The 21,795-nt window shown below is 68.0% G+C and carries 18 protein-coding genes; 7 read left to right on the forward strand and 11 right to left on the reverse strand.

The annotated features are described in order from the left end of the window. Positions 1-29: 29 nt before the first annotated feature. Positions 30-785 carry an NRDE family protein gene (locus JF515_RS09185; RefSeq protein ID WP_203103445.1) on the forward strand — a complete coding sequence of 252 codons (756 nt, stop codon included), beginning with the start codon at positions 30-32 and terminating at the stop codon, positions 783-785. Positions 786-807: 22 nt separating this feature from the next. Here JF515_RS09185 and ptsP read toward each other — a convergent pair whose 3' ends face one another. Both ptsP and JF515_RS09195 read right to left on the reverse strand, forming a co-directional pair. Then, complete coding sequence (gene ptsP, locus JF515_RS09190; RefSeq protein ID WP_203103447.1) at positions 808-3,078, reverse strand: phosphoenolpyruvate--protein phosphotransferase; 2,271 nt, start codon at positions 3,076-3,078, stop codon at positions 808-810. Between the two features lie 33 nt (positions 3,079-3,111). Continuing rightward, positions 3,112-3,606, reverse strand: a complete 495-nt coding sequence (locus tag JF515_RS09195) for an RNA pyrophosphohydrolase (RefSeq protein ID WP_238400948.1) — start codon at positions 3,604-3,606, stop codon at positions 3,112-3,114. 172 nt (positions 3,607-3,778) lie between these two features. Here JF515_RS09195 and JF515_RS09200 point away from each other — a divergent pair, with 172 nt between their 5' ends. Next, positions 3,779-4,459 carry an HAD family hydrolase gene (locus JF515_RS09200; RefSeq protein ID WP_203103449.1) on the forward strand — a complete coding sequence of 227 codons (681 nt, stop codon included), beginning with the start codon at positions 3,779-3,781 and terminating at the stop codon, positions 4,457-4,459. Further along, positions 4,456-5,517, forward strand: coding sequence for a hypothetical protein (locus tag JF515_RS09205; protein ID WP_203103451.1), 1,062 nt, complete (start codon positions 4,456-4,458; stop codon positions 5,515-5,517). Before JF515_RS09200 ends, JF515_RS09205 begins: the two co-directional genes overlap by 4 nt. A gap of 16 nt (positions 5,518-5,533) precedes the next feature. Here the strand turns inward: JF515_RS09205 and hldE are convergent, their stop codons facing one another. Beyond that, a complete protein-coding gene (gene hldE / locus JF515_RS09210; protein ID WP_203103453.1) occupies positions 5,534-6,961 on the reverse strand; it encodes a bifunctional D-glycero-beta-D-manno-heptose-7-phosphate kinase/D-glycero-beta-D-manno-heptose 1-phosphate adenylyltransferase HldE in 1,428 nt (475 codons plus the stop codon). 144 nt (positions 6,962-7,105) lie between these two features. Between hldE and JF515_RS09215 the strand changes: the two genes are divergently transcribed. From JF515_RS09215 to JF515_RS09230, 4 genes are all read left to right on the forward strand, one after another. Further along, positions 7,106-8,272: a hypothetical protein gene (locus JF515_RS09215; protein ID WP_203103455.1), complete on the forward strand. Its 1,167-nt coding sequence runs from the start codon at positions 7,106-7,108 to the stop codon at positions 8,270-8,272. Positions 8,273-8,275: 3 nt separating this feature from the next. Next, positions 8,276-9,193, forward strand: coding sequence for an LpxL/LpxP family Kdo(2)-lipid IV(A) lauroyl/palmitoleoyl acyltransferase (lpxL, locus tag JF515_RS09220; protein ID WP_203103457.1), 918 nt, complete (start codon positions 8,276-8,278; stop codon positions 9,191-9,193). A gap of 64 nt (positions 9,194-9,257) precedes the next feature. Continuing rightward, positions 9,258-10,451 carry an O-antigen ligase family protein gene (locus JF515_RS09225; protein WP_203103459.1) on the forward strand — a complete coding sequence of 398 codons (1,194 nt, stop codon included), beginning with the start codon at positions 9,258-9,260 and terminating at the stop codon, positions 10,449-10,451. Between the two features lie 27 nt (positions 10,452-10,478). Continuing rightward, on the forward strand, positions 10,479-11,657 hold the full coding sequence (locus JF515_RS09230) for a hypothetical protein (protein WP_203103461.1): 1,179 nt from the start codon (positions 10,479-10,481) through the stop codon (positions 11,655-11,657). A 6-nt stretch (positions 11,658-11,663) separates the two neighbouring features. On the opposite strand, the gene JF515_RS09235 is transcribed toward JF515_RS09230, so the two are convergent. From JF515_RS09235 to glnE, 8 genes are read right to left on the reverse strand one after another with little or no spacing between them, the layout of a single operon-like run. Then, positions 11,664-13,010, reverse strand: coding sequence for a phosphotransferase (locus JF515_RS09235; protein WP_203103463.1), 1,347 nt, complete (start codon positions 13,008-13,010; stop codon positions 11,664-11,666). Beyond that, the gene (locus tag JF515_RS09240) at positions 13,007-13,924 is read right to left on the reverse strand and encodes a glycosyltransferase family 2 protein (protein WP_203103465.1); all 918 of its coding nucleotides are present in this window, start codon (positions 13,922-13,924) and stop codon (positions 13,007-13,009) included. The genes JF515_RS09235 and JF515_RS09240 overlap by 4 nt, the downstream gene beginning before the upstream one ends. After that, positions 13,921-14,766: a lipopolysaccharide core heptose(I) kinase RfaP gene (gene rfaP / locus JF515_RS09245; RefSeq protein WP_203103467.1), complete on the reverse strand. Its 846-nt coding sequence runs from the start codon at positions 14,764-14,766 to the stop codon at positions 13,921-13,923. The genes JF515_RS09240 and rfaP overlap by 4 nt, the downstream gene beginning before the upstream one ends. Next, positions 14,763-15,863, reverse strand: coding sequence for a glycosyltransferase family 4 protein (locus JF515_RS09250; protein WP_203103469.1), 1,101 nt, complete (start codon positions 15,861-15,863; stop codon positions 14,763-14,765). Before JF515_RS09250 ends, rfaP begins: the two co-directional genes overlap by 4 nt. Beyond that, positions 15,860-16,891, reverse strand: coding sequence for a lipopolysaccharide heptosyltransferase I (waaC, locus tag JF515_RS09255; protein WP_203103471.1), 1,032 nt, complete (start codon positions 16,889-16,891; stop codon positions 15,860-15,862). The genes JF515_RS09250 and waaC overlap by 4 nt, the downstream gene beginning before the upstream one ends. A gap of 16 nt (positions 16,892-16,907) precedes the next feature. Beyond that, on the reverse strand, positions 16,908-17,954 hold the full coding sequence (gene waaF / locus JF515_RS09260; RefSeq protein ID WP_203103473.1) for a lipopolysaccharide heptosyltransferase II: 1,047 nt from the start codon (positions 17,952-17,954) through the stop codon (positions 16,908-16,910). 5 nt (positions 17,955-17,959) lie between these two features. After that, the gene (locus JF515_RS09265) at positions 17,960-18,883 is read right to left on the reverse strand and encodes a branched-chain amino acid transaminase (RefSeq protein WP_203103475.1); all 924 of its coding nucleotides are present in this window, start codon (positions 18,881-18,883) and stop codon (positions 17,960-17,962) included. A gap of 28 nt (positions 18,884-18,911) precedes the next feature. After that, entirely contained in the window at positions 18,912-21,776 is a 2,865-nt protein-coding gene (gene glnE, locus JF515_RS09270) for a bifunctional [glutamate--ammonia ligase]-adenylyl-L-tyrosine phosphorylase/[glutamate--ammonia-ligase] adenylyltransferase (RefSeq protein ID WP_203103477.1), read from the reverse strand. Positions 21,777-21,795 lie beyond the last annotated feature (19 nt).

Raw genomic sequence — 21,795 nt, forward strand, 5'->3', positions numbered from 1 at the left:
GATCCTGTCCTATCCAGCGAAGTCTCCTTATGTGCATCGTGCTGTTCGAGTGGCGCCCCGGCGCCGACACGCCCCTTACCGTGGCCGCCAACCGGGATGAATTCCACGCCCGTCCCACGGAGCCGGCGCGCTGGCGCGGCCAGGTCTTCCATGGCCTGGACCGCCGGGCCGGCGGCACCTGGCTGGGCATCCACCGGGCCGGGCGTTTCGCGGTGATCACCAATTTCCGGGAGCCGGTGGCCGAGCGTGGCGACGGCGAGCTGTCCCGGGGCCTGCTGCCCAGCGCCTTCCTGGAAAGCGAGGACACCCCGGAAGCGTTCTGCCGGGCCCTGACTGAACACCAGCACCATTACGCCGGCTTCAACCTGCTGGTGGGGGACCGCCAGGCGCTCTGGTATCTGAGCAACCGGGGCGCGCCGCCCCGGGCGGTGGCGCCGGGCGTGCACGGGCTGTCCAACGGTCTGCTGGACGACCCCTGGCCCAAGGTGGAGCGCGGCAAGGCACGGCTGACGGCGGCCATCGCCGGGGGCGCCGACCTGGGTGCGCTGCTCGAGGTGGTGAACGATCGCCACCAGCCGCCGGATTCAGCGTTGCCGGATACCGGCGTGAACCTGGCCCTGGAGCGCCTGGTGGCGCCGGTGTTCATTCAATCCCCGGAGTACGGCACCCGCGCCAGCTCGGCGGTGAAACTGCACGCCCACGGCGAGCCGGAAATGGCGGAACAAAGCTGGCGCCCGGACGGCAATCCCGACGGCCCGCCACGCTACAGCGCCGGTTCTCCGTAGGAGCGGCCGGGCGGCGGTTCTTTCAGGCGGCCTTGCGGTGGCGGATCAGGTCGCCCAGGCCCACCTTGGTGAGCTGCAGGTCCAGGTAGGAAGCGATCACCTCGCCGTTGTCCATGGCCAGCACCTCGTTGAGCAACTGGCGCAGGAAGCCCATGTTCACCTGACGCACCGCCGCCTTCACCCGCAGCAGGTTGGAGGCGTTCATGGACAGGGTGTCGTAGCCCATGGCCAGCAACAGCAGGGCGGTACTCGGGTCGCCGGCCATTTCGCCACACACCGACACCGGCTTGCCCTCCTCGTGGGCCTGCTCGACCACATGCAGCAGGGCGTGCAGCACCGCCGGATGGCAGGAGTTGTAGAGGTCGGACACCTGCCGGTTATTACGATCCACCGCCAGCAGATACTGGGTCAGGTCGTTGGTGCCCACGGACAGAAAATCGACCCGCTGGGCCAGGGCCCGGGCCTGGTACACCGAGGCGGGCACCTCGATCATCACGCCCACCGGGGGCATCGCCACGTCCACCCCTTCCTCGCGCACTTCCAGCCAGGCCCGGTGGATCAGGTGCTGGGCTTCCTCGGCCTCGATCACGCTGGTGATCATGGGCAGCATGATGCGCAGGTTATCCAGCCCCTCGGCGGCCTTGAGCATGGCGCGCACCTGCACGATGAAGATTTCCGGGTGGTCCAGGGTCAGGCGGATGCCGCGCCAGCCGAGGAACGGGTTTTCCTCCTCGATGGGGAAGTAACTGAGCGCCTTGTCGCCGCCCACGTCCAGGGTGCGCATGGTCACCGGGTGCGGGGCGAAGGCGGACAGCTGCTCGCGGTAAATCAAACGCTGCTCTTCCTCCGAAGGAAAGCGGTCGCGCACCATGAAGGGAATCTCGGTGCGGTACAGGCCGACGCCTTCCGCGCCACGCTCGATGGAGCGGTTGATGTCCGTCATCAGACCGGTGTTCACCTGCAAACGAATGCGCTCGCCGTCCTCGGTTTGCGCCGGCAGGTCGCGGAGTTTTTCCAGGCCCGCCTGCAGGTGGCGTTCCTCGGCGATGATTTCCTGGAACTGCTCCTTGAGTTCCGCCGAGGCGTTGGCGATCACGCGGCCGCGAAAGCCATCGACGATCAGTTCCTTGCCATCCAGCTTCTTGAGCGGCAGATTCTGCGCGCCCACCACGGTGGGAATGCCCATGGCCCGCGCCACGATGGCCATGTGCGAGTTGCGCGAGCCGCGCGTGGTGGCGATGCCGACGATGTTCTCCTGGGGCAGCTCCATGAGCATCGGCGCGGACACGTCGTCACCCAGCAGGATGCAGTGCTCCGGGAAGGTGATACGGCGCCGGCTGCGGCTTTGCAGCTGCCCCAGGACCCGCCGCCCCAGGTCGCGCACATCGGCGGCCCGCTCCCGCAGGTAGGGATCGTCCATCATCTCGAAGTTGTGCACATGGGCGTCCACCACCGTGCGCAGGGCGCCCTGGGCCCACTGGCCCTCGCGAATCCTGGCCACCACCTCGGCGGGCAGGGCATGGCGGTCGAGCATGCGCAGGTACACATCGAACAGAGCCTGCTCCTCGGCGCCCAGGGTGGTTTTGGCCCGCTCCGCCAGGTCGCGGATTTCCTGGCGCACCCGCACCAGGGCTTCGTCGAGCAGGGCGATCTCGGCGCTGATGTCCTCCGGTTCCCGGTCCGGCACCGCGGACAGATCCGCCTCCGGAAACAACAGCACGCCGGTGCCGATGGCCGCGCCGGAAGCGCCGGGCTGGCCATCATGGAAACTGGGCAGGTCCTCGTGGGCATCGAGCTGTTCGAACAGTACGCCGGAGGCATGGGCATGGGCGATCACCGCCGACAACTGGGCGGAAATGGTGATCAGGAAAGCTTCCTCGCTCTGGTCGAAGCGGCGGGCGTCGCGCTGCTGCACCACCAGGATGCCCAGCACCTTGCCATGGTGCATCACCGGCACGCCCAGGAAGGCATGGAACGGGTCCTCGCCGGTCTCCGCCAGATAATGGAACTTGGGGTGGGCAAAGGCGTCTTCCAGGTTGATCGGCTCCTCACGCAGCCCTACCTGCCCCACCAGACCTTCGGAAAAACCCAGGCTGACCCGCCCCACCGCCTCGCGCTTGAGGCCTTCGGAGGCCATCAGCACGTAACGCTCCTCGGTGTTGTCACGCAAATAAATGGAACACACCTCGGTGCCCATGGCATCGCGCACCCGCTGGGCCATCAGGTCCAGGGCGGAGCGGATGTCCGGCGCGTTGTTCACTTCCTGCACGATGCGCCGCAGGGTGTCGAGCATGGGCGATATTCTCCTTTGTGATCGGGATGGCCGCTAGCGGCGGCCACGTAAGGCCGGTGCCAACTCGCGCAGCGCCCGGGCATAGACGCCACGCTTGAAGTGCACCACCTTGCGGATCGGGTACCAGTAGTTTACCCACCGCCAGTCCTGAAATTCCGGCGCCGGTGAACGAGCCAGATCAATGGCTTCATCGGCGGCGTCGAGCCGCAACAAAAACCACTTCTGGCGCTGTCCGATGCACACCGGGCGGTTACGCGGCGGGCGCAGGAAGCGGCGCGGCAAACGGTAGGTGAGCCAGCCCTCGGTGGTGGCGAGCACACTGACGTGCTCGCGCAACAGGCCGGTTTCCTCTTCCAGTTCCCTGAACAGGGTGTCCTCGGGGCTTTCGCCGGGCATCATGCCGCCCTGGGGAAACTGCCAGGCATCCCGGTTGCCGATGCGGCGGCCCCAGAACACCCGGCCATCCGGGCCGGCGATCACGATGCCAACGTTAAGCCGATATCCTTTCTCGTCGATGATGCCTGTCATTGCCTTCAATCCCATGGCGCGGCACGGGGCGGGCGAGAAATCGCCAAGCCCAGCCGTACAGGCGCGCAATGCTCCCATTAAACCTTGTCGGCCCGGCGCCGATCAATCGACTGCCAACCACGGGCCGCTCTGGTAAGCTACGGCGCGCACGCGAATACCGGGAGTTGCTGCGATGACACTGGCCATTTTTGACCTCGACAATACGCTGATCGCCGGCGATTCCGACCACCAGTGGGGGGATTTTCTGGTCCGCCGCGGCGAGGTGGACGCCGAGCGCTACCAGGCGGCCAACGACCGCTTCTATCAGGACTACCTGGACGGCAGTCTGGACATCCTGGCCTATCAGGAGTTCGTGCTCTCGGAACTCAAGAAGCGCCCGCTGGAAGAGCTGGATGCTCTGCGCCAGGCCTTCATGGAGGAGGTTATCGACGCCCTCTGGCTGCCTCGCGCCGAAGCGCTGGTGGCCGACCATCGCGAACGCGGTCACACCCTGATGATCATCACCGCCACCAATGATTTCATCACCGCGCCAATCGCCGAGCGCCTGGGCGTGCCACACCTGATCGCCACCCGGGCGGAGCGGGACGGCGACGGCCTCTACACCGGCCGGGTGGCCGGCGTGCCCAGCTACCGCGAAGGCAAGGTGGAGCGCCTCGGCCACTGGCTCGACGCCCACGGCGAAAGCCTGGCGGGCAGCTGGTTCTACAGTGACTCGCACAACGATCTGCCCCTGCTCGGCAAAGTGGACCACCCGGTGGCGGTGGACCCGGACCCGACCCTGGCGCGGGCCGCCCGGGAACGCGGCTGGCCGATTCTGTCGCTGCGCGACGAAACCGCCGGAGCCCTGTCGTGAAACGGTGGCTGGGCCTGACCCTGGCGCTGGCCCTGGCGGCCTGCGACGCCCCGCAGCAGGAACCGGCGGCACCGGACACCCCGGACCAGGGTAGCCGCCAGGACCTCGCCGCGCCGGCCACCGCCACCCTGAGTGACGCGACCGGCGCCCGCGCCCTGGACGAACAGCACCAGGCCTGGCGGGAGGCCCTGGCCGCCCTGCTGGAACAACCGGACGAGGACACCCTGGCCACCGCCCAGGGCGCCTGGGAGGGCCTGTACCGCGCCTTCAACCGCCACTGGCTGATGCTGGCCGCCGGTGCCTGCCAGCACGGCGAGCTGGACCGTCTGAACCGCCTCGATGCCTGGCCTTTCTACCCGGCCTACGTGGACGGCCTGCCCGCCTGGCCGGATTCCGGCATCGTCAACGACCCGGCCCTGGAACTGACCGCCGCCAGCCTGCGCCGGCAGCAGGGCGCCACCGCCGACGGCGAGGTGGCGCTGGGCTTTCAGCCGCTGCGCTTGCTGCTGGCCGGGGTGCCCGACGCGCCGCGTCAGGCGATGGACTTCCAGGCCGGCGCCGCCACCCCGACACCCACCACGGACGGAGGCGAAAGCGTCCCGGCGGTGGACGCCCCGGCACGCCGGCGTGACTACCTGCGGCTGGCCGGCGCGCAGCTTTCAAGGGATCTGAACGCGCTGGCCAAGGACGCACCGGTGGGGGCGGTCGCGCTGCGCTGCGCCCTGGGCCGGCTGGACCAACGCCTGGCGGCGCTGCAAGAGCAGCATGGCGCCACCGACCCGGAAGCGGGCCTCTATCTGCCGGCGCGCAGCATCGAGATTATCGACGCCGCCCAACCCGACGCGGCGCTGGCACAACTGGCCGCCGAGGCCAACGGTCCGCTCCGCCAGGCCCTGGAGGCCAGCCGGCCCGGTTTCCAGGCCGCCCTTGGGAAGGCCGTGGAACAGGGGGACTGGGCCCCGATGCACGCCTGGCTCAGCCAGGACGGCGACCAGGGTGGGAACGGCGAGGAAGAAGCGGGCGGCGGCATCAGCCCCGCCGCCGCGGTTCGCGGCTAGCCCACGACGCGAGCGGTCACTCGCCCCGGATGCGCTGCACGATGTGGGTGGTGGAGATATTCTCGGCGAAATCGAGCACCTCGACGCGCCCGCCGTAGGCCTGCACGATGGGCGCGCCCACCACCTGGTCCACGGTGTAATCGCCGCCTTTGACCAGCACGTCCGGCTTGATCTTCTCCAGCAGCGGCTCCGGGGTGTCGGTATCGAACGCCACCACGTAGTCCACCGCTTCAAGCGCCGCCAGCACCGCCATGCGGCGGTCCAGGGGATTAATCGGCCGGCCCGGCCCTTTCAGCCGCTTCACCGACTCGTCGCTGTTGACCGCCAGCACCAGCCGGTCGCCCAGGCGGCGGGCGGAATCCAGGTAGCCCACATGGCCAGCGTGGATGATGTCGAAGCAGCCGTTGGTGAACACGATGGTCTCGCCCTGGGCGCGGGCGTCCTCGATGGCCAGCAGCAACTGCTCCTCGGTCATCGCGCCGCGACCCGGGCCACCGGCCTGGTGCACCGCCCGGCGCAGTTCCGGGGCGCTGACCACGGCGGTGCCCAGCTTGCCGACCACGATGCCGGCGGCGATGTTGGCCAGAGCCACGGCGTCCTCCAGGGGCGCGCCGGCGGCCAGGGCCACCGCCAGGGTGGAGATCACCGTATCGCCGGCGCCGGTGACGTCGAACACCTCGCGGGCGTGGGTGGGCAGATGGCGCTCCGGCTGGCCAGCGCGCAGCAACGTCATGCCGCGCTCACTGCGGGTCACCAGCAGCGCCTCCAGGTCCAGCTCCGCCATCAGCGCCTGGCCTTTCTCCGCCAGGGTCTTCTCATCGGGAACCGGGCCCACCACCGCCTCGAACTCGGATAGATTCGGGGTCAGCAGGGTGGCGCCGCGATAGCGCTCGAAATCGCTGCCCTTGGGGTCCACCAGCACCGGCACGCCGGCCTCCCGGGCCAGCCGGATCAGCCCCGGGCAATCACGCAGGGCGCCCTTGGCGTAATCGGAAAGCACCAGGGCGCCGCAGCCGGCCAACCGGGCGTGCACCTTGTCCGCGAACGGCGCCGGGTCCTGGTCCAGGAAGGATTCCTCGAAGTCCAGACGCAGCAGTTGCTGCTGGCGGCTCACCACCCTTAATTTGGTGATGGTGGGCAGCCCGGGCACTTTCTGGAAATCGCAGGTGACGTCGGCGGCGGCCAGGCGCTCCCGCAGGATGCCGGCGGCCTCGTCGTCGCCGGTGATGCCCACCAACTCGGCGCGGGCGCCCAGGGCCGCCATGTTCAGGGCCACGTTGGCGGCGCCGCCGGGGCGATCCTCCAGCTCGGTGACACGTACCACCGGCACCGGTGCTTCCGGTGAGATGCGACCGGTGGGGCCGTGCCAGTAGCGGTCGAGCATGACGTCACCGGCCACCAGGACCCGGGCCTGGCCGAACGGAGGGATCTCCAGGTTGGGCATCGCCCTACTCCATCTAGGCTCATGATAGCCGCGAAGTGTAGCATAGCGGTGGATGCGGGCAGCCGGGCTGAGTACACTTTCCCGCTCGCCGCCGCGGGCACGCCGCGCCGGCCGGTTGTTGCATATCGAACGGGACGGAACTCTATGACGGCATTGCGCCACAACGCGCAGCAGGGCAGATGGTTAAGACTGTGGCTGACGGTCTCCTTCGCGGTGATGTTCACCGGCCCCTTTCTGTTCCACTCCCGGGTGGCTCTGCTCAACGTCGTCGATGTGCTGTTCTTCGTGCCTTCCCTGACGCTGCTCACCCGCGCCCTGGTGAGCGGCGACCGTAAGCTGCTGCTCGACCCCTGGCTGGTGCCTTTATACGCCTTCCTGGGCTGGACCATGCTGAGCATGCTGTGGGCCGAGGACGTGAATGCCTCGCGCACGGTGCGCGCGGTGGTCCAGGTGGTGATCCTGGTGGGCATGCTGCGCTGGCTGCATCTGTATTACCGCAACACCCTGAAGCTGTCCCTGGCCAACGGCGCCATGACCGCCATGGTGGTACTGGCGGTGATCATGGTCAGCTATTACACCATCCAGCCCCTGGATAGCCCCCTGTTCAGCGAGCCGGCCAGCCTGATCTTCAATCTGCCCCAGCCCGGCCCGCTGATCAGCACCATGGGCCTGGTGGCGCCCTCGTTCATCCTGCTCGCCCAGGCCCTGGATGAAGGCCTGACTCCCAAGGGCGCGCGCCGTGGCGCCGGCGCTCTGGTGGGCTTCACCTTCCTGGTGGCGGTGCAGGCCCACACCGGCATCATGCTGCTGGTGATGGCCCTGGGCTGGATACTGCTGCGTTACGGCCAGCGGGTACTGGCCGCCCTGGCCGGCGCCGTGGCGCTGTACCTGGCACTGGACTTCGAGGTGCTGCGCCAGGCGCAAATGTATTTCAGCCACCCGATTTTCGGCAACGGCTTTAGCCAGGAGGGCGGTGATTCGCTGCTCGAGGGCATCCCCGATGGCCTGCGCGTGCTGCCGCACCCCAACAACATTCTGCTGGCGGTGATCCACAGCACCGGCCTGATCGGTCTGGTGCTGTTCCTGGCGGCCTGGGCGGTGCCCGCCTGGAACCTGCCCGACAGCGACCAGAAGCACCGCGAAGGCGCCGTGTTTCTGGTCAGCCTGCTGCCCGGCCTGCTGACCATGCTCAGCGCCGGTGCCTACCTGCTGGTGCCCTTCCATCCCAGTTGGATGTGCCTGTGGCTGCCCCTGGGTCTGATGCTGGCCAGCCTCAGCCACCGCGACTCCCGGCTTCCGCCGCTCCGCTAACGCATGGGTAAGCGCCGCCAACGCCCCGCGCATCCCGCCGACCCGCGCCTGTGGCCCACACGCCTGGGGCTGGCTCTGTTCTGGCTGATCGGGCAGTTGCCCTGGGATCTGCTGCTGGCCACCGGACGCGGCGTGGGCCGGCTGGCCTGGTATCTGGCCCGGGACCGTCGCCGGGTCGCCCTGATCAACCTGAAGCTGTGCTTCCCGGAACTGTCCGAGGCGGAACGCGAGCGCCTGGCGCGCCAGGTGATGGTCAGCACCGGCGAGGCGATCCTGGAGATGGCGGGCAGCTTCCACAACCGGCGCATCGACCTGGGCGAGCGCCTGAACGTCACCGGCCTGGAGCACCTGGAAGCGGCCCGCGCGGAAGGTCGTGGCGTGCTGCTGCTGGGCATGCACTTCAACTCGATTGACGTGGGCAGCCGCCTGCTGGGGAAATTCTTTCGCTTCAGCGTGGTCTATCGTCCCAACGACAACCCCCTGCTGGATAAGCTGATCTCCGAGGGACGGGGCGCCTGGGTGAACCATTCCGTGGACCGCAACGACCTGCGCCAGACAGTGCGACTGCTGCGCCAGGGCGAAGTGGTCTGGTATGCGCCGGACCAGGACTACGGCACCCGGCACGCGGTGTTCGTGCCCTTTTTCGGCGTGCCGGCGGCCACCATCACCGCCACCAGCCGCATCGCCAGAATGGGCAAGGCGGTGGTCATCCCGTGCGCTCATTACCGGCTGCCCGGGGGACGCTACGAAATCGAGTTCGGCGCGCCCCTGGAGGATTTCCCGGGCGGCGACGACGAGGCGGATACCGCGCGCATCAACCGCACCATCGAACACTATGTGCGCAAGCACCCGGAGCAGTACCTGTGGGTGCACAAGCGCTTCAAGCACCAACCGGACGGGCGCTCACCGTATCGTCCCTGACAACAAGAGTGCGGCCGTGACGAGCGCTTTCCCGAACGAGCTCCCCACCCCATGGAGTGCCTGAATGACTAGAAAAGAAAAGCTGCTGCTGGTGTGGATGACGGTGTCATTCTGCCTGTTTTTCGGCGGTCTGCTGATGTTCGACCGCCGCCCGCGGCTGCTTAACGTACTCGATGTGTTGTTTTTCGTGCCCGCCTTCGTGTACGCCGTCCGGGTGCATCTGAGCGATGTGCGCGGCTTCCTGAAGCAGAACCTGTGGTTGCTGGTGTTCCTGGTGTTCGCCACCGCCTCCACCTTCTTCGCCGAACAACCCAACGTGACCCGCTTCACCCGCGCCTTCTTCCAGATTTTCACCCTGTTCGCCTTTACCCAGGCGATTCTGCGCACCCATGCCACCCTGTTCTGGCGCGCCCTGCTGGGCGGCATTCTGTTCGGCGCCCTGGTGGCGATGGTGGATTTCTACTGCTACTACTTCGTCGTCGGGCGGCCGTTCTCGGATCAGTTGTACGGCAATTTCGAAGTGTTCCATATCAACCGCTTCATCACCCTCTCCACCAACCAACTGCATGCCAGCATGTACTTCGTGACGCTGCCGTTCTTCGCCTTCCTGGCCGCGTCCCGGTTACCCCAGAGCCTGATGGTGCGGCTCGCCCCTTACGCCGCCACCCTGATGATCGTGGTCTATCTGATCGCCAACCAGCGACGCTCGACCCTGGTGGCGCTGGTGGCGGGCTGCCTGATCCTGCCGCTGGTGACGCTGAAGAAGAAACTGATCGTGCCGTTACTTCTGGTCGGCGTGATCATCGGTTCGATCTTCGTGATCAAACCGGACATCATCGTCGAGCGCGGCGCCAGCAACCGCTTCGCGATCTGGACCGAAACCTGGAACGCCATCTCCGAGCGGCCCCTGTTTGGCCACGCCATGGCCGGCCAGATGCCGGACCTTCACATCATCCGGCCGGATAACGGCAGGCCGGATGTGTACAGCCACCCGCATAATTATTACCTGTCGGTGCTTTATTATCTGGGGTTCGTGGGGCTGGCGCTGTGGATCATGATCTGGCTGCCCTCGGCGTGGCGCTCTCTGTACCCCGGGTATAAAGCCCATCTCGCCCTGGCGGCCCTGGCCACCGGGCTGACCGCGGTACTGTTCGACGGCGTCCATCCGTACACACCCTTTATGTACAATTGGCCCAGCGTATGGATTCCCATGGCGCTGCTGGCGGCCTGCACGCAACGCCAGCGGCGGCCCGCCTGACCGACACTCCCGGGGGACCGGCTACGGATGCGCGACGACCCGCACTTCAAGGCACTGCAACGCCATCTGACCGCCCACCGCCCAGCGCCGGACCGGGCGATCTGGTGGCTACGCGAGAGCCTGCGCGGCCTGTGGGCACGCGGGCTTTCACGCAACCCGCCGGTGACGCCCCATGCTTGCGATGTGCTGTTGGTCCACCCCTCGGAAAAATCCCGCCGCCTGGGCCGCAAAGCAGCCCTGCTGGACGCACTGCGCCAAGCCGGTCTGAGCGTCGCGGAAACCGTGGCTGGCGACGATCGCCGGGCGCTGCGCCCACCTCCCCGGCCGGTCCCGGCGCCGCTATACGCCGCCGCCGCCCATGCCTGCGATTTGCTGGCGCGCCACCGGGCCCGGGTGATTCTTACCGAGCGCAACGGTTCGCCAGTAAGCACCTTCCTGCGCGCCTTCCGGCCACCGCAAACGCGGATTCTCCATCTCGCCCACGGCATCCTTAGCGATCAGTCCAGCAAGCTGCGCTTCCACGACTTCGATTACTACGCGGTGTTCGGCAACAGCTCACTGGAATACCTGCGCCAGGGCGAGCCCGGGTTTGGCGACACCCAAGTACTTTTCGCGGGGCCCTATTTTCCGCTGCCCGCGCCGCGCGACCCGGCCACCGCGCCTTCAAAGGCGCTGCTGTTTCTCGGCGCCGGCCCCGATGAGGAAGACGGTGACGCCTACCGGCAGAGCTGTGAGTTGGCCCGCCAGTGGCTGGCGGCGCATCCGGACTGGACCCTGTGGGTGCGCCCGCACCCGCGTGGCAGCGGCCGTCCCTGGCGCGACTGGGCCGGCAGCGACCTGGCGATCCGCATGCGCCCGGAAGGGGAAACCCTGGAACAGGCGATGGCCGCGATCACGGCGGTGTGGAGCGGCTATACCAACGCCATCATCGACTGCGCCATCGCCGGCGTGCCGGTGATGGTGCTGGGCCAGCACCCGGATTATTTCCAATGCGAACGGTTCGGACTGCCCCGGGTAACGACCCCGCAAGGGCTGGAACAGGCCATGGCCAGCCTGAACGGGGACGGGCGGGACTGGGCAGCGCGCCTGGATGCCTTCGCCCGCCATCACATCGAACACCGGGAGCGCCCCGTGGCCAGCCTGGCGGACACCATCGTGGCGCTGGCCCGGGGCAAGGCGCCAACCCCGGTCGCCAGCCTGCCCTGAGCAACCTTACTGCTCGGAGAACTGCGACCAGTTCGCCTCGAAGCGCCGGTTTTCCCGGGCGCCCTTACCCATGGCACGGTGCCGCCAGGGGCTGAAACCGGCGCCGTCCAGATCGATGAAAGACGGGTTGTCGGCATCATCCACCAGCATATTCTGAGCCTTGGTGTCGCCGTGCCAGAAGCCAGTGCGGTGCAACCGGTCCAGCCAGGACAAAACGGTGGGCGCCACCCGCAGCGCCCGTTCGCGCTGCTCTTCCATCAGCCGGCTGAGCGGCTCGCCGGGCAGGCGAGGGAAAGCGATCACCGCCTGGCCGTCCGGGCAGCGGCGCAGCATCACCGGGCGCGGCGTGGGCACGCCGAGCAGCGCCCAGGTCCAACCCATCACCCAGGACACGTCACCACGCCCCCGGAACAAACGGCGCCGCAGGCGCGCCTTCCAGCCGGTTTCCCGGTAATGCTTGATGATCCAGCGGTCGTCGCCGTACACGCTGATACGGCTGCCCTGCTTGATGCTCGGCAACGACGCCGGCTCGCGGAGCGCGTCGGCCAGGGCATCGCGCTCGTCGTCGGCCAGTGCGCGGCGGTACAACCAGTCCTCGTCGTTTTCGCTCCACACACCGATGGCGGAGGATTCACGGCGCCACTTTCTCATCGCGCTGCTCAGCCGGCGGTTGCTGCGCCGCCGCACCATGGCGGCCAGCGGCGCCGGGCTGATGCCGGTGCGGCGCAGGCGCTCGACGACCTTCTCCATCAGAGCGTCGCGAAGATCCAGGGGCAGTTGGGCACAGAACAGCGCCAGGTTGTCGAGGATCGCCGGCTCGGCGCGCAGGCCGCCGGGCAGGGGCGCCATCTCGCCAGCGTCGATGACCAGGAAGCGTTCTCCATCGTACAGGAAGTTGTCCAGGTGCAGATCGAGCTGGCGCAGACCGGCCTGGTAAAGGCTGAACAAACTGTCCAGCAGGTCCTCGCCGAGCGCCACACCCTGCTCGCCGCGCAGGGCCGCCTGACCGGACTGGCCGGCTACCCAGTCGGTGACCAGCACCGCCCCATGGCTGTCAAAGCCTTCATAGAGCAGTGCCGGCACCGCCAGACCGGCCTCGATCAGTTCCCGGTGACGAGCCACTTCCCGGCGCGCTTCGTCCTGGTGGCCAGCAAAGAAAAGTTTGGCGAACACGGTCTCGCCGCGCCATTGGGCGCGCACCGCCAGGCGCCGCCCGGGCAGGTGGCGCAGGATCGCCTCGGCGCGCAGCGGCCGGCTGCCCACGGAAACCGTGAACAGACCGGCGCTGCGCCAGTCGCGACGGGCCAGATCGTGCCAATCGTCGTAGGTGGGAGTGCTGTCGTCGCCGCTCAAGTCCGGTCCCCGGTCCCTCGGATCAAGCTGGCAAGATAGCGGCGCAGATAGCGTGGATGCAATGCCTGGCGCCAGTCGGCGCGCAACGCGATGCGGAAAAAGCGCCGCACCAGCTCCGGGCGCCGATGACGGTCCGCCAGCTTGAGCAGGGAGATCGCCCGGCGGGCACGGTAACGGCGCCGGTCCCCGGCGGCCCATTCCGGCAGGCCATTGTTGTCGAAGATTATCGCCTCCAGGTCCATGCCCACCGCCAGGGCGGCATCCAGATCATGGCGCATACTGTCCGAGTGCTTATGGATCACGGCCACCGGCTCCGGACAAACCGCCACCGGGTAATTCGCCAGCACATGGGCGAACACCGGCAGGTCCTCCGTGTGACGCAGGGCCGGATCGTAGGCAGTGCGCGTGAACAGCTCCCGGTGCATGGCGCAAGCGCCGTTGGACAGCGTCAGGGTCTTGTCCAGGTAGGCCTGGAAGTTACCGCGCGGATCGTCGCTCACCGGCGGCGGCGTGATGCGGTCCCGGCGCCGGCCATCGTCGGCCAGGTGACCACCGATAATCATGCGCGCAGCCGGCCTGGCGATGATGGTGTCCGCCAGCCGGCGGAGGGCACCGGCGCACAATTCATCGTCGGCGTCCAGAAACAGCAGCCAGTCGTGGCCGGCCTCGCGAACGCCCCGGTTACGCACCGCCGCCAGGCCGGCGTTGTCCTGGTCGATGACACGGAACGGCACGGGCAGCCGCCGGGCCAGCTCCGCCAGCACCTCGGCGGTGTCATCGGTGGAGCCGTCGTTGATCACCATCACCTCGAAGGGCGCGTACTCCTGCGCCACGGCGGAGGCCAGCGCCCGCTCGATGACGTGGGCGTAGTTGTAGGCCGGAATGACGATCGAGAAACCGGGAGCGCCGCTCATATATCCTTGCCCGGGTGTTCGCTGAATGGCAGCGGGAAACCCGGCTCCTTCTCGAAGTAGCGACGATAGATGCGTTCACCTTCATGGCGGCTGGCCGCCAGCAAACGAGCCTTGTCCGGCAGGGCATCGCGCAGCGGCATGTCGGTGTAGGCGCGCACGAAGCGCAGCAGGTCACGGCGGGTCAGCCCGAGCCGGGCGGTGGAAAAATACAGGCCACCGATGTCCTTGACCCGCCACCGGCGCGGCACCCGGCCACGGACCTGGGAGCGGTGCAGGTCGATCAGATGGAGCGGCGCGCTGGCGTCGTGGCGTTCCACCGCCGAGCGCGCGATCAGAAAATGCCCCAGGTAGAAATCCCGGTGATTGACGCCGGCGTCGTGCATCGCCTTGGCGATCTCGCCGACCCGGTGTATCAGGGCCCACTTGAACGGCGCCGGGCCCGGGTCGGTGCGCCAGCGTTCGCCGAGCTCTTCCAGGCTGATGGTGTGCATCAGTTCGTCGGTGACCAGGAACGACCGGCGCCGCGCCGGGTTGCCGCCACGCTGGCCGTAACCGGCGATGCTCAAGGTGGCCACGCCGGCGTTTTCCAGGGCGCGAATGGCGCGCACCTCGGACAGGGCCCCCAGAATCGGCAGCTTGGCCTGGCTCAGATTCTTGAAGATTTCCTTCCAGCCGATGCCGGCGTGGTACTTGAGGAAATAGTGCCGGCCGCCGGCCTCGAAGCGCAGGGTGCGCCGCCCTTCGCGGGCGCGGAACACATCGCCGCGCTGGCGCGCCGCCTGCTCGAAGGGGTCCTGGCCGTCCCAGGCCCGGGCCAGGTCGTCGCGCAGGTAAAGGGTCATCGCGGTTCCTTTTGTTCAGTGGCGTCCTGTTCGATGGCGTCCACGGCGCGCTCCACCAGGCCGTATATGTCGGCGTCGGCGGCGAAGCGCCGGCCCTGTTCCCGCCAGTAATCCCGGGGGCGCGCCAGCAGGTCGGTGGCGGCCGCGGCCAGTTCCTCGCCGTCCGGGTCGCCCAGCACCCGGCCCAGGCCGCCGTCACGGATATAGCCGGCGTAGCCGCAGGCGCGGGTGGTCAGCACCGGCAGGCCGGCCACGGCGGCTTCCAGCAGCACCGTACCGGTATTCTCGGCGTAGGCCGGGTGGATCAGCAAATCCGCCGACCACAGCCACTCGGGCACGTTGTCCTGACCGCCCATGAAGCGTACCCGGCTGTCCACGTTCAGGCGCCGGGCCAGGCGCCGGTAGGGTCCGGCGTTGTCGTCACCCACCACGAACAGGCGGGTTTCCTCCGGCAGCCGGGCCAGGGCGCGGATCGCCCGGTCCAGCCCCTTGGTGCGGAACCCGGAGCCCACGAACAACAGTATCGGCGTGGTTTCACCAATGCCCAGCTCGGTGCGCAGGCGGGCGCGGCGCAGGGCGTAATCTTCCGGCAGGGCGCGATCGTGGCGGATGCCCGGCGGCAGGTCCACGAAACGGGCGTCCGGGGTGCCGTAGTGACGCTGGTAGAGGGCCCGTTGCAGCGGTGAGATGGACAGCACGCCGGTGGCCGCGGCCGGGTCGAACACCGCCGCCTCCATGGCCAGCTTGCTGCGATAACGTGGCAGCCAGCGACGCGGTCCCCGGTAACGGGCCGCCAGGCAACCGTCGGCGGCGTAGTACCAGTCCAGCCCGGGCATCTTGTTAAACCCCACCACCCGGTCGAAACCGGCCAGCCGGCCCCGCACCGCCGCCACGAAGGCGGCGTCACGGCCGTGATTGCTGCGCGCGGCCACCGCCACGGTTTCCACCCGGGGCATCGCGGGCCGTTCGGCGTGCCAGGCGCGGGTGAATACCGTCACCTGGTGGCCACGCGCCTCGGCGGCCTCGGCGATGGCCAGCATGTCGCGCTGCAGCCCACCGTAGGGGAAATACTCGAACAACAGGAACGCCAGCTTCATGGCCCGCTCACCTCGATCAGCCGTTGCCACACCCGGTGCGGTTTCAAACTGCTGAAACAGGGCGGCTCCACCCCCTGGCCCAGGCTGCCCCGGTAAGTGCATTTCTCCTGCACACAGGGGGCGCAGGGAAACTCCGCCGCCAGGGATCGGGCGCGCGGGCCCCACACGCCGGTGAGACGAGGATCGGTGGGCCCGTACAGGCCGACCCCGGGCAAGCCGGCGGCGGCGGCCAGATGGGCCAGGCCGGTGTCCACGGCGACGAAGGCGTCCCAGTGCAGCAACCTGTCGGTGAGCGCCGACAGCGACAGGCGCGGCAGCACGGCAACGCCGTCCAGGTCCCGGGCCAGCCGCTCCGCGCGCGCCCGTTCCACGTCATTGCCCCAGGGGAGATGCACCCGGTGGCCGGCGCCGGCGGCCTTTTCCGCCAGGGCCCGCCAATAGGCTTCCGGGTAATGCTTGGTGGGCCAGGTGGTGCCGTGGCAGAACACCAGCTCGGCGCCGGGCTCGGTGAGCGGACGCGGCGTGTGCTCGCGCACCAACCCATAATCCGGATCGTCGTCGGGCAGCGGGTAACCCAGCGCCAGGGCGAACAGGGTGCGCACCCGGGTCACCGCGTGGCCGCCCCGGGGCACCGGCAACGGGTGATCAAGCACCCGGGCGGACAACCCTTCGCGGGCGGAAATACGGTCCAGGCCATACTTGGGCCCTTTGGCCAAGCGGGTCACGAAGGCGCTCTTGATCAAACCCTGTGCATCAATGACCGTGTCATAGTTGTGTTCGCGCAGGGCCTCCTTGAAGCCGCCCCATTCACCGCTACGGCGGGCCCGCAGCGGGTGCCGGCGCCATTCGCGCAGCCGGCTGGGCAACACCCGGTCCACGGCGGGGTGGCGCCCGGCCAGGTCGGCGAACGGCGCTTCCACCACCCAGTCCAGACGCAGCCCGGGCAATGCCCGGGCCGCGTCGGTGATGGCCGGAAGCGTATGGATGACGTCGCCCATCGACGACGTCTTGATCAGAAGGACGCGCATAACGGTGTAGCGTCCCCTATGCGGCGTCGTCGGACAAGCCGGCCAACGCCCGGATCACCCGGTCCGGCTCCAGCTGACGCAGGCAGTTGAGGTGGCCCAGGGGGCACTCGCGCTGAAAACAGGGGCTGCAATCCAGCCCCAGGCGTTCCATCGCCACCCGGTCGCCGAGCGGCGGCGTGAAGCCCGGCGAGGTGGAGCCGTACACCGCCACCAGGGGCCGGTTCAGGGCGGCGGCGATGTGCATCAGCCCGGAATCGTTACTGACCACGGCATCGGTGGCGGACAGCAGATCCACCGCCTGCTCCAGGCTGGTGGCGCCGGCCAGGATGCGGGTTTCACCGCGCTGGGCCTCGGGCAGATCGGCGATGATGGCGTCCGCCACCGGCCGGTCCTTGCCGGAGCCGAACAGCCACACCCGCCCGCCTTTCTCGATCCAGTCCCGGGCCACGGCGGCGTAGTGATATTCCGGCCAGCGCTTGGCGGGGCCGAACTCGGCGCCGGGGCACAGTCCCAGTACCGGACGGTCAGCGGCCAGATCGTGCTGCTCCCGGGCGGCGTCCACGGCCAGTGGGTCCACCTCCAGGTGCGGCGGGCGAATCTCGTCCAGGGTCGGCACCGGGGCATCCGGCGCCCGGGCCAGGGCCACGAAACGCTGCACCATCAGCGGGTAGCGTTCCTTGTCCAGGGTACGCACGTCGTTGAGCAGGCCGTAGCGCATTTCACCCCGCCAACCGGTGCGCCGGGGCACCCGGGCCCAGAACGGCAGCAGCGCTGATTTCAGGGAGTTGGGCAACACATAGGCGCGGTCATAGCGGCCACGCAGAGCGCGGCCCTCGGCGCGGCGCTGGCGCAGCTTGAGCTCACCATGGCCGAACGGCAGATCCAGAGGCCGGCGCACCTCGGGCATGCGCGACAGCAGCGGCCGGCACCAGGCCGGCGCCAACACGTCGATGTCGCAGTCACCCTGGCGCTTGAGATCGGCGAACAGGGTCTGCGCCATCACCATGTCGCCCACCCAGGATGGGCCGACCACCAGAATGCGCGGGCGCGCCGGTTCCGTCACTCGGTTCAGGACGCGAAGGTGAGCCAGTCCCGGTGCTGGTCGGACTTGCCGCGCACCAGATCGAAGTACACCGACTGCAGTTCCTCGGTGATCGGCCCGCGCTTGCCTTCACCGATGATACGACCATCCAGCTCGCGGATCGGGGTCACCTCGGCGGCGGTGCCGGTGAAGAACGCCTCGTCGGCGATGTACAGCTCATCGCGGGTGATGCGCCGCTCACGCACCTTGTAGCCGCGCTCCTCGGCCAACTCGATGATGGTCTTGCGGGTGATGCCGTCCAGGCAGGAGGTCAACTCCGGGGTGTGCAGCACGCCATCCCGGATCACGAACACGTTCTCGCCGGAGCCTTCCGCCACGTAGCCTTCGTTGTCCAGCAGCAGGGCCTCGTCGGCACCGCCGGACAGGGCTTCGTTGAGCGCCAGCATGGAGTTCATGTAGCTGCCGGAGGACTTGGCCTTGCACATGGTGATGTTGACGTGGTGACGAGTGTAGCTGGAGGTGCGCACCTTGATGCCCAGTTCCAGCGCTTCCGGCGACATGTAGGACGGCCATTCCCAGCCGGCCACCGCGACGTGCACGGACAGGCCGTTGGCGCGCAGGCCCATGGCCTCGCTGCCGTAGAACACCAGCGGACGCAGGTAGGCGTGGGGCAGCTTGTTTTCACGGATCACGGTGGTCTGGGCGTCGTTGATCTGCTCCTTGGTGAAGGGCACCTTCATGGACAGGATCTTGGCGCTGTTGAACAACCGGTCGGTGTGTTCCTTGAGACGGAAGATCGCCGGACCACGGTCGGTTTCGTAGGCCCGCACCCCTTCGAACGCGCCCATGCCGTAATGCAGGGTGTGGGTCAGCACGTGGATCTTGGCATCGCGCCACGGAACCAGCTCGCCATCCAACCAGATAACACCGTCTCGATCAGCCATGGACATGGCGGTTTTTCTCCTCATTCAAATAGGGTTAGGCGTCCGCAAACCATTGTTCCCATGTCGCCCGCACCCCCTCCCGCAGATCGCGGAACTGGGAGTCGTCGACGATGGATTTTTCCTTGCGCAGTGAAGCGCGATGAGCCGCGGACCGGTAAGCCAGGTAGGCTTCCCGCAGCAGGCCGGCATCCTGAGCCGGCATCAATTCCAGGGCGGCGAGGGTTTCAAGAAGCCGCACGTTGTCGGTGAACCGGGTCAGTTCACCGTGGGAGGAGGCCCATCTAAGTACACCATATTGCACCATAAATTCGATATCGACGATACCTCCCGGATCCTGCTTGAGATGGAACCGGCCCGGCTGACTCGCGGCCAGGTGGTCGACCATCTTCTCGCGCATGGCCAGCACATCGCGGCGCAGGCTGCCGGCGTCCCGGCTCTGGCACAGAACGTCGTGGCGGATGGCATCGAACCGCTCCCGGGCGCGGCTGCAGCCGGCCACCACCCGGGCACGCACCAGGGCCTGGTGTTCCCAGGTCCAGGCATCGTTGAGCTGGTATTTGCGGAAAGCGTCCATGGACGACACCAACAGGCCGGCGCTGCCGCTGGGCCGCAATCGGGTATCCACCTCGTAGAGCTGGCCGCTCATGGTGCGGGTGGAAAGGATATGCACGATACGCTGGCCCAGGCGGGCATAGAACTGCTCGTTGGAGACCGGCTTGTCGCCGTCGGTGCCGCCGCCGGAGGCGGCGTCGTGCAGGAACACCAGATCCAGGTCGGAATTGTGACCCAGCTCGATGCCGCCCAGCTTGCCGTAGCCCACCACCACGAAATCCGGGTTGCAGGGTTGACCGTCGGTGCGCTCGGGGCGGCCATGGCGCTCCACCAGGGGCTCCCAGGCAAGCAGCACCACCTGGTTGAGAATCGCCTCGGCCAGCCAGGTAAGGTAGTCGCTGACCTTCATCAGCGGCAGCACCTCGGTGACCTCGGAGGCGGCCACGCGCAGCAGGTGGGCCTGCTTGAAGTTACGCAGCACCTCCATCTGCTGTTCCAGGTCGTCCTCGGCCACGCGCAGCAATTGCTGGCGCAGTTCGTCGTCGAGCTGGGCGCGGTTGGGTGGCGAGTAGAGGGTGCTGACGTCCAGCAGTTCATCGAGCAACACCGGGTGACGGGCCAGGCGTTCGGCGATCCAGGGGCTCGCCCCGGACAGCTTGACCAGTTGCGTGAGCGCTCCCGGGTTCTCCACCAGCAGCGCGATGTAGGCGCTGCGCCGCGCCACCGCCTCGATAAAGGCCACCAGCCGCTCGGCGGTGACCTTGCCGTGGCCCTGGTAGCCCAGGGCTTCCAGCAGCAACGGCATGAGCCGGTCGAGACGTTCACGGCCGATGCGCTGCATGTTCATCACCGCCCGCGATTCGCGCAGGCCTTCCAGGGCCGCCAGCACCTCCTCGGGTTCCTGGACGCCCACCCCGGCCAGGCGCGCCACCGCGTCGTCGCGATCAAGCTGCCCCAGCCACAGGTCAAGCAGCTCCTGGTCGCCCTCGGACACCTCGGTTTCTTCCTGGGGGTCGGCGATCACCTGGCTGAAGTGGAAGCGCACCTGCTCGCGATGACGGCGTAAAGCACGCTCGAAGGCCGGGCGGGCGGAAAAATCCATGGCGAAGGTGAGGCGCTGCCAGCCCAGTTCGTCGTCCGGCAGGCGCTGGGTCTGGCGGTCGGCCACCGCCTGCAAACGGTGCTCCACGTCGCGCAGGAATACATAGGCGTCACCCAGCTCGGCGACCACGTCCTCGGGCAGCATGCCCTCCTCGGCCAGGCGCGGCAGCATCCTGATCAGGTTGGGCTCGCGCAGGGCCGGGAGCTGACCACCCCGGATCAACTGGAACGCCTGCACGATGAACTCCACCTCGCGGATGCCACCGGCGCCCAGCTTGACGTCCGCCTGCATGCCCTTGCGGTTCACCTCCCGCTCGATCAGCGCTTTCATCTCGCGCAGGGATTCAAACGCGCCGTAATCGATGTAGCGACGGTACACGAACGGATTGAGCCGCTCGATCAGGCGGGCGCCAGCGCCCAGATCGCCGGCCACCGGGCGCATCTTGATCAGCGCGTAGCGCTCCCATTCGCGACCCTGGTTTTCGTAGTAGTGCTCCATGGCGTCGAAGCCGATCGCCAGGGCGCCGCTCTTGCCCCAGGGGCGGAGCCTCATGTCCACGCGGAACACGAAGCCGTCGGCGGTGTTCTGGTCGAGCACCTTGATCAACTGCTGACCCAGACGCAGGAAGAACTGATGGTGGGTGAGGTTGCGACGCTCGCCGGGGATCTCCCCCTCGTGCTCGTAGGCGAAAATCAGGTCGATGTCCGAGGACAGGTTGAGCTCCCGGGCGCCCAGCTTGCCCATGGCCAGCACCACCAGCCGGACCGGGTCGCCATGCTCGTCACGGGGCGTGCCGTTGCGCTCGCAGGCCCAACCGTGCAGCCGCTCCAGGGCGGTGTCGATCAGGGTGTCGGCCAGCAAGGACAGGTCGGCCACGGTGGCATGGTAGTCCGCCAGGCCGGCCAGATCGCGCCAGATCAACCGCACCATGTGGCGATGACGCAGGCGCCGCAGGGTCGCCTTGAGAGCGTCCTCGTCGTCACACGCCATCACCGCCTCGCGCACCTGCCCGCCCAGCTCGCTGCCGTCCAGCCGTCGTCGCAACGGGCTGGCGGCGAGCCATTCGCCCAGCTCCGGGTCGCGGATGAATTGCTCGGCCACGTAGTCGGAGCCGGCCCACACACGGGGCAGGTCGTTCAACAGGTCGTCGGGGAGAGCGTGGCCCACCTCCTGAAAACGCTGCCAGTGCCGGGTCACCAGCACGGAGAGTTCGTCGGGCAGGCTCGAATAGTCAGGATCCGTCATGGTGGGCTATTGTCCACGG

Source organism: Alloalcanivorax marinus, assembly GCF_016785095.1.
Classification (GTDB): Bacteria; Pseudomonadota; Gammaproteobacteria; order Pseudomonadales; family Alcanivoracaceae; genus Alloalcanivorax; species Alloalcanivorax marinus_A.

Bases quoted from the DNA above. Each gene is read 5' to 3' on its own strand.
- JF515_RS09185 (WP_203103445.1), top strand. From the start codon at position 30: ATGTGCATCGTGCTGTTCGAGTGGCGCCCCGGCGCCGACACGCCCCTT.
- ptsP (WP_203103447.1), bottom strand. From the start codon at position 3,078: ATGCTCGACACCCTGCGGCGCATCGTGCAGGAAGTGAACAACGCGCCG.
- JF515_RS09195 (WP_238400948.1), bottom strand. From the start codon at position 3,606: ATGACAGGCATCATCGACGAGAAAGGATATCGGCTTAACGTTGGCATC.
- JF515_RS09200 (WP_203103449.1), top strand. From the start codon at position 3,779: ATGACACTGGCCATTTTTGACCTCGACAATACGCTGATCGCCGGCGAT.
- hldE (WP_203103453.1), bottom strand. From the start codon at position 6,961: ATGCCCAACCTGGAGATCCCTCCGTTCGGCCAGGCCCGGGTCCTGGTG.
- JF515_RS09215 (WP_203103455.1), top strand. From the start codon at position 7,106: ATGACGGCATTGCGCCACAACGCGCAGCAGGGCAGATGGTTAAGACTG.
- lpxL (WP_203103457.1), top strand. From the start codon at position 8,276: ATGGGTAAGCGCCGCCAACGCCCCGCGCATCCCGCCGACCCGCGCCTG.
- JF515_RS09225 (WP_203103459.1), top strand. From the start codon at position 9,258: ATGACTAGAAAAGAAAAGCTGCTGCTGGTGTGGATGACGGTGTCATTC.
- JF515_RS09230 (WP_203103461.1), top strand. From the start codon at position 10,479: ATGCGCGACGACCCGCACTTCAAGGCACTGCAACGCCATCTGACCGCC.
- JF515_RS09240 (WP_203103465.1), bottom strand. From the start codon at position 13,924: ATGAGCGGCGCTCCCGGTTTCTCGATCGTCATTCCGGCCTACAACTAC.
- rfaP (WP_203103467.1), bottom strand. From the start codon at position 14,766: ATGACCCTTTACCTGCGCGACGACCTGGCCCGGGCCTGGGACGGCCAG.
- JF515_RS09250 (WP_203103469.1), bottom strand. From the start codon at position 15,863: ATGAAGCTGGCGTTCCTGTTGTTCGAGTATTTCCCCTACGGTGGGCTG.
- waaC (WP_203103471.1), bottom strand. From the start codon at position 16,891: ATGCGCGTCCTTCTGATCAAGACGTCGTCGATGGGCGACGTCATCCAT.
- JF515_RS09265 (WP_203103475.1), bottom strand. From the start codon at position 18,883: ATGTCCATGGCTGATCGAGACGGTGTTATCTGGTTGGATGGCGAGCTG.
- glnE (WP_203103477.1), bottom strand. From the start codon at position 21,776: ATGACGGATCCTGACTATTCGAGCCTGCCCGACGAACTCTCCGTGCTG.